This window comes from Pedobacter duraquae, assembly GCF_004362245.1.
Classification (GTDB): Bacteria; Bacteroidota; Bacteroidia; order Sphingobacteriales; family Sphingobacteriaceae; genus Pedobacter; species Pedobacter duraquae.
The window spans coordinates 152,279-164,504 of record NZ_SNWM01000004.1 but is presented as its reverse complement, the minus strand read 5'-3'; the positions used below and the strand labels follow the sequence as shown (position 1 = coordinate 164,504).

The window sequence follows — 12,226 nt, the reverse complement described above, 5'->3', positions numbered from 1 at the left end:
CATTGTCTCACCTTAAAAATATATATGAAAAGATTTTTAGGAATAGCGACATTGATCACACTATTGAGCAGTATCAGTTCACAGGCGCAAGAGAAAACAGGCTGGGCAATCAAGGCAAGTATAAATCCAGGGACAACTGTTATCGGAGGTGGTCATTTCGTGCTTGGCGGTGGCATAGGGATTGAAAAGACTCTAAACGACCAGTTTACGGCAACTCTCAACAGCGGCTATACACATTACTTTAGTTACCATACCAATGCCGCAATCGTAACACCTACATTCTCTTACTTCGGAGATATTGAAAAGGACTTAGAATTGATACCTATTAAAGCCGGACTAAACTACTTCGTCAATAAACAGGTTTACATTGGAGTTGATGCCGGCATCGGCATCGAAACAAATGGTAACTCCAGCTTTGTTTATTCCCCGGCAATTGGCATAGCGATGACAAGGGGAATAGATTTAAGTGTAAAATACGAAGATTATACAGGTTACGCAAGATCTGGACAAGTTGCATTACGTTTGGGATACCGGTTTGGATTGTAGATTAATTTCTCCTGAGATATTTTTCCAGGTAGGGGGCAGTAATGCTTCCTGCCAATTTGGAAAAATCTTTAGGAACTCCTGCTCCAACAATTTCACCACCCTTATCTCCGGCTTCTGGCCCAATCTCAATCACCCAATCGCTCCCGGATATCACGTGCATATCATGCTCTACTACGATAATTGTATTTCCCTGATCAACAAGCTTATCTAATTGCTTCATTAGCTTCTCAACATCTGCAGGATGTAATCCAGTAGTAGGTTCATCCAGGATATACAGCGTATTACCATGTTGTGTACGCTGGAGTTCGGTAGCGAGCTTTATTCGTTGTGCCTCACCGCCGGAAAGCTCCGTAGCCGGTTGCCCTAATTTTAAGTATCCCAGGCCAACTTGCCTAACGATATCTAGTCCACGGGCTAGCACAGCTTCTGACTTAAAAAACTCCCAGGCAGCATCTACTGTCATGCCCAATACTTCGGCAATGTTTTTATCTCCATATTTGATTTCAAGTGTTTTCGGATTGTAACGTGTTCCTGAACAGATCGGACACGGGGTATACACACTCGGTAAAAATAATAATTCCACTATCACGAAACCTTCACCTTCACAATTCGGACAACGTCCCTTTGCTACGTTAAATGAAAATCTACCAGCATCATATTTTCTTTTTTTTGCTTCAGGTGAAGCAGCAAAAATTTTCCGGATAGGATCAAATAATCCAGTATAAGTAGCGAGGTTAGAGCGTGGTGTACGTCCAATTGGCTTCTGATCAACCTGTACGAGTCGCCTGATCTTTTCGATACCCGCTGTAATTTCTCCTCCGAGGGTCTCTGTTGAATTATTCTCCAGATCACTGATGTATTCATCATCGGCTAAATCGGCTTTAAGTCCAAGTTTTTTTGAAACAAGTTCTACGAGTATCTGACTTACCAGCGTACTTTTTCCAGAGCCGGATACTCCCGTTACACTCGTGAAAACGCCAAGCGGAAATTGTACGTCAAGGCTTTTAAGGTTATTCCGCGTAACACTTTTCAGTTGAAGCCAGTCTGTAGCTATACGCGGTGTTCTTCGCGAAATATTTCGATTACCGTAAATAAAATTTCGAGTCTGCGAATGTGTTATTTCTTTTAATCCCAGAGCAGGTCCACTGTAAATAATCTCTCCGCCATTACTGCCAGCTCCAGGGCCAACATCTACAATCCAGTCAGCATGCATGATTACATCAATCTCATGCTCTACTACAAACAAGGAATTCCCTGCAGCCTTAAGCCTGTCGAGCGCACGAAGCAACGCTTCGGTATCAGCAGGATGGAGGCCGGCTGAAGGCTCATCCAGTACGTATACTACACCAAACAGGTTCGATCTAATTTGCGTGGCAAGACGAAGACGCTGCAATTCTCCTGGCGAAAGTGAAGGGGTATTCCGGTCAATACTAAGATATCCCAGTCCAAGATCTAGCATGACCTCTAGTCTGGCAACCATGTCTTCAGCGATGCGTTGGGCAACGATGCGCTTTTCAGGATGGTTTTTCTGATCTACATTACCTGTAAAACCGTCAACATTATCTACAGCGTAAGGCTTAAACAGTGAGTGCAATGCTGCCAGTGGCATTGCAGATAGTTCTATGATATCAAGTCCACAAAATTTTATTGACAATGACTCTTGTTTTAGCCGTTTTCCATGACACAGCGGACATTCGTTACTGCGCATATATTGTTTTGCCCGTTTTTTCATGAGTTGGCTCGGCGAGTTGGCAAAAGTATGCATTACATGTCTTCGGGCACCAGTAAACGTGCCCATGTAATCAGGTTGAATTTTGTTTTGAATTGCCTTTTGTACCTGCTCCGCGCTATAACGAGGATAAACCGGAACAACCGGTTGTTCATCAGTAAATAGGATCCATTCACGATCTTTTTTCGACAAATTCTTCCAGGGAATATCAACATCAAAACCCATAGTGATTAGAATATCACGTAAGTTTTGTCCTTGCCAGGCCTTAGGCCATGCTGCAATTGCCTGTTCCCTTATCGTAAGGGTAGGATCAGGCACCATCAACTGCTCGGTTACTTCATAGATACGTCCGAGGCCGTGGCATTCAGGGCAGGCCCCCTCGGGCGTGTTGTTTGAAAATCCCTCAGCGTAAATTATCGACTGATTTTTTGGATAGTCTCCCGCACGTGAATAAAGCATCCGTAATAAATTAGAAAGGGTGGTTACGCTACCCACAGAAGAACGGGTAGAAGAGCCACCACGTTGTTGTTGCAATGCTATTGCAGGTGGTAAACCGTCTATTTCATCAACATCAGGTATGGTCATCTGGTTAAAAAGCCTGCGTGCATAAGGTGATACCGATTCAAGGTAGCGACGTTGCGCCTCTGCATATAATGTACCGAATGCCAATGACGACTTTCCCGAGCCCGAAACTCCCGTAAAAACAACAAGCGCATCTCGCGGAATTTTAAGAGATACATCCTTTAAGTTATTTTCTCTCGCTCCTTTTACCGTCACGAATCCCATAAAAGAACTTTGACTTTTTTCTGCTCTGTCCATCTCTTACGAACAGGTAAGATAGAAATATTGTTTAGCCCAAAGGATCTTAAGGCACATAACAAATTTAACTGAAACAATTTCTCCGATTTTCCGTTGTTTTAATTAGGCGTTTGCCGCAATCTTTAAACCGATATGTAGCAAATGCTCCATTTTCTAACCCTTAAAATTTTAAAACTATGGCTTTCAAAGCTAGATTAAACTTTTATGGCTGGGTGTACCATGTACTCCAACGTGCCTTTTCGTTAAGTCCGACGGCGAAACTCCGTACGGTTACCATTCCGACCCACCGTGGAATCAATAGTATATTGAATCAACTCCATTGCGAGGCCAAGCGAAAATCCCAACTCCCGTATTAAAGAACTAATGGTATTTAGGTCGGTCTTTTTAAGATTGTCGATTGACCTACATCCTTAACTTGTTTAACATCCCTGACATGGAACAGAAACTAATTACCGAAATTAACATAGAGAATAAAGCTATCTTACATTTTGCTTCTTTCTCATTGCAGCAAAGTTTTAATGATCACCATTACTTTGAGCTACGATTTAGTCACGACCAAATGGGTTTGCCCGGTTTGGTATCCCTTGATGACAGTCGTGAATTTGTAGGAAAGACTCTAACAGCTTCATTCGGTTATTTGAATGATAAATTACAACATTTTTCGGGTCTGGTAACAAAAGTTGAATTATCGCAGACACATGGTTACCATGGTGTTTTAATTGTAAGTGGGTATAGCCCAACAATTTTGATCGACCGAGGTGCCGATCTCGGATCGTATCTCAATAAGACCCTTGACGATATCGTTAAACAAGCCACGAAAGATACATCTGGCAACGATCTTACCATAGTATCAAAAGCTAGCAGAACGGAGCCTATTGATTACGTAATCCAATATCGGGAGAGCGACTTTAACTTCCTTAATCGGTTATCCGGAGAATATTTTGAATGGTTTTATTACGATGGTCGCCAGCTTAATTTTGGTAAACCCGATGAGCAGAAGGAAGTCTCACTCTTTTATGGCCGGGATGTTTTAAATCTGCAATATGCAATGGAGGCTGCTCCGATTAAATATAAACGTTTTGCCTATAGTTCAAAAGGCGATGAAATGCTGCATAGTGAAAGTACAGGGAAAACGAGTGGCTCGCCAGATTTAACCCATGCTGTTGAAGTATCCAATCTCATGTACAGCAAAACCTATAATCAACCCGCTCCAATACGTGTAGACAATTCCAGCGACATTAAGAGTCTGGTAGAAAACGAAGAAAAAGCCAACGTGAGTGAATTGCTAAAGGTAAATGCGAGTGGAGACAACGCCGAGTTAAGCATAGGAGCAATTGCTGAGATTAGCATGAGCCTCCGTCAGGAATTATCATTCGCTACACAGAGTCTTGGTAAATTCTTGATCACCAGCGTACATCATAATATCACCGGCACTGGCAAATATTCAAACACGTTCGAAGGACTAGTGTCTACGACGGAGCGCTTGTTGGTGAAAAACTTTGAAAAACCTAATCCAGACATGCAGTTAGCTGATGTAATTGAAAATGAGGACCCGGATGGCTTGGGAAGAATTAAAGTCAAATTTAAATGGGAATGTCAAACTAATGACGTTACGGAATGGTTGCGGGTAGTAACACCAAATGCTGGTACAGGAGACAGAGGTGCTAATAGAGGATTTTTCGCTGTACCTGAAATTGGTGACCAGGTGATTATTGGTTTCGAGGAAGGTAATATTGCCAGACCTGTGGTTATGGGTAGTGTATATAACAGAAGTAATGTTGACAGCAATCCACAGATTAAAAATCACCTGAAGAGCCTGACTACTCGTAGCGGACATTTAATTGAATTTGATGATAACGAGGGGTCCCAGGGCATAAAGATCACAGACATCAATGCGAACATAATCCATATCGATACCAAGGGTAATAATATTACCATTACAGCATTGGAAAACATGAGTTTGAATTGTAAAAACATGACGATTAATGTTTCCGAAAATATGTCCGTACAGGTGGGACAAAATCAGTCAGTTAATGTTGGTAAAGATATTGCAACTACCGCGGGTAACAACTATTCATTAAGTGCAGTAGGTGATCTGTCTGAAACTTCTAACAACAGAACTGAACTCGCTACTAAGGACTTCAGCCGGCAGGCCGAAGTATCTAATGAGATAGCCGGAGAGATTAGCTTGTTTAGCTCAAAGGAGAATATGACCATGCAAAGCGGCAAAGTTGTGGAGCTTAATAGTGCAGAGAAATCTAATCTTTTCTAGTATGGCTATTACTAAACAGGCGAAAAACATCAAGATTGTGGTGAGTCAGAAATATCAGCTTGTTGTAGTGAACAAGCTTGAAAAACTAGTTCATAGCATGAATGTGGAAGCCACTTCGGGCATACTGAATCTGGCAAGCAATAAAAAAATTGTATCTAGCGGAAACAAGTCATGAATTTACATAGAAATATCTGTTTCCTGTTCGTGCTGCTGTTAATTACGGTAGCAGGTTGTAAGAATAAAGGCAAAGCACAAAAGATGAACGAAAAATTTAACTGGACGGGTACTGTTTCTGCACCTGAAGAATACCCAATGGAAGTATATGATGGTGCTATTATTGCTGATGATTTTACATTTCGGTTTGACGAAATGTGGGGAACTCAGAATACCGGATGGGGCGAGACTGGGGGTGTATTTAGCATTGATCGAGAACAAATGGACGCTCCGGACTCCCTGAAATTCACATGGATGTCGCTTGTTGAGAAAAAGTTTTATACAGGTAGCTGGAAATTGGACAAAGATAAGATTGCCAAACTATTCCGTGAGGGCTATGTGAATGATCTTACACATCAGAAAGGTACATACAATATGATCAAGGTTGGTTTAGCTCCAAAAGGACTGGTTGTGGTATGGCTGTCTGGTGTAGGTTTTCAAACCGAGGTCGGTTCTTATCAGGCTGTAGACACTGTCATTAAAAAGGAAGACGCTTATGAAAATGCAAAATATATGTTCGATGATGATTTTATCCCTCGCATTTTAGCTGATAAAAACATTATGAAACCTGAAATCAAAGCGAAAATTGCTAGTCAAGGATATCCAGAGCCCAATGTTTATCAAGTATATCGGGAAAGATTTAACTGGAGACCGGAAATCCATTTACCTAAAGGTGGTAAAGAGGCCGTATTGGTGTACCAATATTTTAACGGCGAAATTGAAACCCGTTTTGGTGATGAGCTTGTCGAAAATCAATATATGTCAAGAGCCGCTCCGAAATCCATTACGCTGATTTGGAAAGATAAAGCTGGAAATAAGAATGCTGTGGGTGTGGAACCTTTTAATGAAAAGGAGATTATCAATGCTTTTAAACAGCTAGGTAACACATCGAAGATTGATATGGTCATTACCGTCAATGAAAGCAATAGCGCAGCTGCTATAGTACTTAAGGACGAACACGACAGCATTAAAATCGTATCTGGAAAAATAGAGATAAGTGAAAATTTAACTAACTAATATGCCAAGTATTAAGTTAAAATCATATACGCCCCCTGCTAACACCAACACCTATCTGGATATAGTTGTTGGGATGTTTTTTGATGGCACAAAGAATAATAAGGACAATACCGACCAACGCAATAAACCTACCAATGGATCATTTGATAAATATGGTAAGGATGATGACGAAAGCAGTTACTACAACGATCATTCTAATGTTGCTAGGCTCTGGAGTCTGTACGACAAATCCAAGTGTATATATGTTGAAGGTATAGGAACAGTTAGTGGAAAAGGCGATGATACTATAGGGTACGCATTTGGTTCTGGAGCTACAGGTATCAGAGGAAAGGTCAGAAAAGGCTGCAAAGATGTGGTTGAGAAACTTTTGGTTCCCAAAATCAGCGTAAACAAAAGAGCCAAACTCCGGTCAATAACATTCGATGTTTTTGGATTTAGCAGGGGAGCTGCCGCAGCCAGAAATTTTGTGTATGAGATTGGTAAAGATGCCTATGAAGCACTTATTTATGTGAATCCGCAAAGCGGGACTATGTTAAAGACAGACGCTGACGGGTATTTTACGAACGAAAAGAAATTCCCCGCCTGTGGTGAACTGGGAAGAAATTTAGCTGCTGCTGGCATCAAGGTGACCCCCGATATGATCAAAGTACGGTTTCTTGGAATTTTTGATACTGTTTCTTCCTATTCAACCAGTATTACAGCAACGCCAAATTTCAATGACGTAGCTGAGTTGCACCTAAATGAAATCGGCAGAGCCCAAAAGGTTATTCACTTTACTGCTCAGGACGAGCATCGTCAAAATTTCTCACTAACACACACACATATCGGCAAAGAGAGAAACCTGCCAGGCGTTCATAGTGATGTTGGCGGAAGTTATGAAACAGCAAGGGAGATACGTTATGAACTGGAAACATCATGGACATTGAAGAGCAATTTGTATCCATTCAAGAAAAATTTAATTGAGCAAAATTGGTTTACTGAGGAGGAACTTTCGATAACCGGAGGATTTGCGTATTTCGCATTACAAGGGGATCGTAAAAAGGTATGGAAGGAGTATAGTTATATCCCACTGCAGTTCATGGCTGAATACGCCGAACAAACTAAACTTCCATTAACCAGCGCAGCCGCTGAAGGTAAATATAAAATTGATGCCCACCCAGTACTAGGCAGGATGAAAGGATATCTCCGAGAGTATGTGATGGGCAATGGCAGACCACTGATCTATAAAACGACTACGGAACTCAATAAAAAAATAGCTGCCGCGCAAACCGCACAGGACAAAGCTGCATTACAACGTGAACAGGAAATCCAAAAAGACCTTAGGGTACTTAGAAGCAAGTATTTACATTGGTCGGCCAAAAGGGAAGGTATAGGCATGGATCAAACAAAAGACAATAAACGGATTAACTATTAGCCGCCCAAAAATGGAAAATCCCATCACATTTAGACCTCAACCGCGCAGCAAAAGGACTTACGGCGTTAGCATTAAGTATTTTGACGAGGATCAGGTTGTTCCTTCAAAAAGGGTAGATTTTCAGGTTGTTATTGGCATTGAACAGTATAAAAATGAAGATCGCACATGGCAATTGACAATTGATAGAAAGGAACTTTTTATCAATCAACATGAACCAGACCTGATTAGCGAACAGCTTGCCGCTTTGGCTATGTCAGCGTTGTATCCCGTGAAGGTCGATGTAAATTTTAAAAATGAGATTTTTAGAGGAATTGTAAATCACGGGGAGATCGTAAAAAGATGGGCCGATAAAGCAGAACTGCTTTCCGACAAATATGCTGGAGATTACACAGCTCTTTTTATCAAGAAGATGAATGCTAGCCTATCTGATCCGTCAGAAGTTGAACGTGCCTTGGGACTTGATATGTTTTGGTCAGCATTTTTTCACCCACAATATTTAAACTATGGTGAAGGGCTGAGCCTGGATGTAGATTTTTATTTTCCAATTGTACCCTATCAAAAGACGAGGTTTTCTGGTAAGCAGCTATTAACACCAGACTATACTGATTACAATACTTATCAAGTAAACTTTAGAGCAGCAGACGCCATTCCTGATGAAATAAAGTGGAATGACCGGAGTACACAAGTGCTTATAAACGCGAAATTTGATCTGGATAGGGATGGAGGATTGTTGAAAAATGTCATTGTGAATTGGGGAATTTATCATCGTAGTGGAATTAACGCAGGCCGACGAATTCAGTTTTCGGCTTATGAAATTAATACAGGCTCTGAAAAAATAAATGTTGTGGATAATATGGCAGTCCAAGCAACACAACCGGTAGTAGAGAAAAAAGGATTTTGGGAAAGAATTCTGGGTTAGCAGGATTCGTAAAAAAAATTGTATGTCGCAAAAAGAAATCATAGTTCAGGGAGCCACTTGCAAGTGCCAGTATGGCGACCAGACAGATAAATTAAAGGTGCTTACCCAACAAAAACACTACGTAAACGATAAGGAAGGTGGTGAAAAACTAATAGCCTCACACGTAGACGTGGGTATGACGTTTGAGAAAAATACCTTTGGGCAATGTAAAATGCAACCACGAGGAAGTAGTTACGCCCCTTGTATTCCTGCACTTAATAAATGGAATGGAATGTATGAAGATATGGTATTGATCAATGACGGACAGGTGCTTGTGGAAGATAGTAAAGGGATCTGCACAATTGCCGGCTCGCCTTGTATATCATTTGTAAAAACCGGGCAGAAAGCAAACCCATCTAAGCAAAATATCGAAAATGCAGATGAAGAGACAGACTCACAGGTTAACCCACTTGTCAACATGAAAGAACTGGACAAACAAGACCTTTATCAATTTTTAAATGTACAATAAGCATGTCTAGAGGAATTAACCATTGTTACTGGAAAACTAACGGCGGACCACTTGCCAGATGCGAGCTGGGAAAAACGTATTACCTGTATGACAAGGATACAAATGAGTTTCTTGTAGATGAGACTTGTGTTGACGCCGATAATAAAAACAAAAAAACTACAGTTGCAAATGCCCGTTGGTCAGTGATCTATAATGAATTGTTTGCTACAGTAGAAAAAGGTGGAGAGCCGCAATGGGCAAAACTCGGTCCGGGAGCTGAATCTGTGAAAAAATGGGGGATAGGTACCCGTTATAAAACTGGCAGCAGTCTGAAATTTTCACCATCGGGAAGCAACTTTTATTTCGGCTTCAAACAGCGGATTGAACTTTTTAGCTACAATCCAGGTTCAGGCTTCTATTTTCATGTTCTTCCTGTAGGAAAAAATAGTATCAATTTCGCGTATTTCTATGAGAGTGAACGTGTGCGTCGTTATGGTGAAATGATAAGTGTTCAGGTGGCATTTCATGGATATAACCTGGATAAACATAACGATTATGAAGGATGGATTTATCTCCTTGATGCAGATAAATCGGCTGCGCTAAGAGATACTGAGGCGTTAAGGTCAGCGAATCTTTGGGAAAAACCAAAATCCTTTGCAATAGACGGTTCCACGAGTGCCAATAATTTCAACTACACGTATGCACAAACCTTTCCGATTGATATCGCTTGGAAAAAAGGGGAGAATAAACAAAAAAATTTCACAGTCGCCGTTGAAGTTTATAAAAAGATAAAATCCAAGAGTGGTAAGGTGATCTCCCTGCAGCGCGTAGAAGTTAAGAATTTTGGGGCTGAGCCAACCAAAGATCTTATCACCTACGATACGAACGTATTAAAAATTAAAGATACAGATCAAAAGGAGTCGATCTCCAGCAGATTTATGGTATCTGAAGAACTCATGGATCATTACCTGCAAAGAACTGAACAGGCGAAAGTCGAGCAGATTCAATATATTGGAGATATCCGCTATACACACAAAGAATTTGACCCATGTGGATATTCAACCATCACTGTTAATGATGCCGACCATGCCTCTGTTATTTTTGATGAGAATGCTACCGATGGAGAGATTGATAAGACGGCAAAAACCTTTGATGTAATCACCGGTGATGTCCGAAAAGATATCACAATTAAGGTAGGGGCGCTGACCACAAAGGGGGTTTTATGTAACGGTTTGCTGCTGGCAGCCGGCGAAAAGCACAGTGCCCGGAAAAATCTTTTTCAGATGGATAAAGTAATGCCTGCACTGAGGTTGGAAGGTAAAGCTTTTGTAACTCGCCCTGACATCAGTGATAAGAAGGATCAGGACGTAGTACCAGATGGACAACGTGGCGAATCTAAAGATGTAAGCGAAGTACAGGAATGGATAGAGAACCGCGACTATAAGTTTCAGGGAGAAGATACGGTAGTGCTAATGCTGCGCTATGTGTACAACAAGACCTTCCTAGAAAAATATACAAGCAAGGTAACTAAAGATGATGTCACATCGGTAAATGCACTATGGGTGCTGAATCATTTTTTGCTTACCCGTGATAAGGTACAAACATATTATTTGCCAGTAAGTACCTGTCGCTATCCAAACCAACTTGTAAAAGTTAAGATATATCCTGACATGGAATGGGAGCTGGCGGCACTTGTTGCTGTCCCAGCATGGAAAAAAACAGTATTTAAGTTTGAGTCGTCGCGGCAGGACTTAAGAGGATATCATAATAATTTTGCTTTTGCCCATACCAGACAAACACTGGAAGCCAAAGTCGAAACAGAGTCTAAAGTAGGCGTAGATGTTACACTTACTGCTACAACGAGCGGCAATACATTCCAGGCTGGTTACAAAATTGAAAAGGCAGTTAAAAAAACAGTTGCGACATTTAACTCTGTATATAATGGGCTGGCGGTTTTCGATGGACGCTCACCCACAGCATCAAGAAATTCAGCAGCGATACGCACTGGATCTGTCAGGAAGTTTGAATTCAATATCGACCCCCCAAACGTTGCTTTCGCGCTGAAATGGAAACATGCATTGGCAACTTCGCCAAAGTTCGCCGGGCAAATCGGAACACGCATAGAAGGAGGCGTTGCATTAAAGCCATTCATTGGTATCGGCATTACTGTGGATCTGATTCCAATAGCATCAAAATTAGCTGGTGCTGTTGGTACTGCGATCGAATGGATCATTAAAGCGCTGGAATATGCGATCGATGGGCTTGATATCTATTTCAACTTTAAACTTGAAGCAGAAATTGCGGCCGAACTTTCCATTGGCTGGCACGATCTGGATGGTTGGGATGAGAAGGCTAAGCGCGAAATCACCATGCTTTTGAAGGCCACACTCGAAGCAGGTGTCGATTATGAAGGAACGGTAATTGCCAGTGTTGTCCGCGGTGATGTCACTGAAGAAACGTTGGAGACATTTAAAGCAAAAGCATCCATCGGTGGTGGCGTCGAATATAAGGAAGCCTGGGATTCGGATAAACAGGGAATGTTCAAAACAGTAACGGTTGAATTTACTGGCATGAAAGCCAATCTTGAGGTTTATGCAGCAATTGTACGTAGGAAAAAAACAGTGATTAATCCGGATTGGAAGGAAACATCCGACAAAAAGGTTGATGTGAAGGCGAGTAAGGAATTTGTGTTGCTGGATAAAAAGACATGGTATGGCCCGAAAAAAATATACACAGATGATGAAACTGACGATGATGAAGATAAGAATAAAAAATAGCGTACTATTAATCGCGATGTTATCCCTTATAAG

General features: G+C 41.3%; 10 protein-coding genes. 9 read left to right on the top strand and 1 reads right to left on the bottom strand.

Annotation, left to right across the window (positions count from 1 at the left end):
* Positions 1–24: 24 nt before the first annotated feature.
* Positions 25–546: a hypothetical protein gene (locus CLV32_RS16255; RefSeq protein ID WP_133557442.1), complete on the top strand. Its 522-nt coding sequence runs from the start codon at positions 25–27 to the stop codon at positions 544–546.
* Position 547: 1 nt separating this feature from the next.
* Here the strand turns inward: CLV32_RS16255 and uvrA are convergent, their stop codons facing one another.
* Entirely contained in the window at positions 548–3,094 is a 2,547-nt protein-coding gene (gene uvrA, locus CLV32_RS16250; RefSeq protein WP_133557441.1) for an excinuclease ABC subunit UvrA, read from the bottom strand.
* 176 nt (positions 3,095–3,270) lie between these two features.
* Here uvrA and CLV32_RS16245 point away from each other — a divergent pair, with 176 nt between their 5' ends.
* From CLV32_RS16245 to CLV32_RS16215, 8 genes are all read left to right on the top strand, one after another.
* Positions 3,271–3,450: a hypothetical protein gene (locus CLV32_RS16245; protein ID WP_133557439.1), complete on the top strand. Its 180-nt coding sequence runs from the start codon at positions 3,271–3,273 to the stop codon at positions 3,448–3,450.
* A 77-nt stretch (positions 3,451–3,527) separates the two neighbouring features.
* Positions 3,528–5,366: a type VI secretion system Vgr family protein gene (locus CLV32_RS16240; RefSeq protein WP_133557437.1), complete on the top strand. Its 1,839-nt coding sequence runs from the start codon at positions 3,528–3,530 to the stop codon at positions 5,364–5,366.
* 1 nt (position 5,367) lies between these two features.
* Complete coding sequence (locus CLV32_RS23130) at positions 5,368–5,541, top strand: hypothetical protein (RefSeq protein WP_166641961.1); 174 nt, start codon at positions 5,368–5,370, stop codon at positions 5,539–5,541.
* The gene (locus tag CLV32_RS16235; protein WP_133557435.1) at positions 5,538–6,596 is read left to right on the top strand and encodes a DUF2931 family protein; all 1,059 of its coding nucleotides are present in this window, start codon (positions 5,538–5,540) and stop codon (positions 6,594–6,596) included. The genes CLV32_RS23130 and CLV32_RS16235 overlap by 4 nt, the downstream gene beginning before the upstream one ends.
* 1 nt (position 6,597) lies before the next feature.
* Positions 6,598–8,010 carry a T6SS phospholipase effector Tle1-like catalytic domain-containing protein gene (locus CLV32_RS16230; RefSeq protein ID WP_133557433.1) on the top strand — a complete coding sequence of 471 codons (1,413 nt, stop codon included), beginning with the start codon at positions 6,598–6,600 and terminating at the stop codon, positions 8,008–8,010.
* Between the two features lie 10 nt (positions 8,011–8,020).
* Positions 8,021–8,929: a hypothetical protein gene (locus CLV32_RS23370; protein ID WP_243732337.1), complete on the top strand. Its 909-nt coding sequence runs from the start codon at positions 8,021–8,023 to the stop codon at positions 8,927–8,929.
* Between the two features lie 22 nt (positions 8,930–8,951).
* The gene (locus CLV32_RS16220) at positions 8,952–9,437 is read left to right on the top strand and encodes a DUF4280 domain-containing protein (RefSeq protein WP_133557431.1); all 486 of its coding nucleotides are present in this window, start codon (positions 8,952–8,954) and stop codon (positions 9,435–9,437) included.
* Positions 9,438–9,439: 2 nt separating this feature from the next.
* A complete protein-coding gene (locus CLV32_RS16215; protein WP_133557429.1) occupies positions 9,440–12,193 on the top strand; it encodes a hypothetical protein in 2,754 nt (917 codons plus the stop codon).
* Positions 12,194–12,226: the final 33 nt, after the last annotated feature.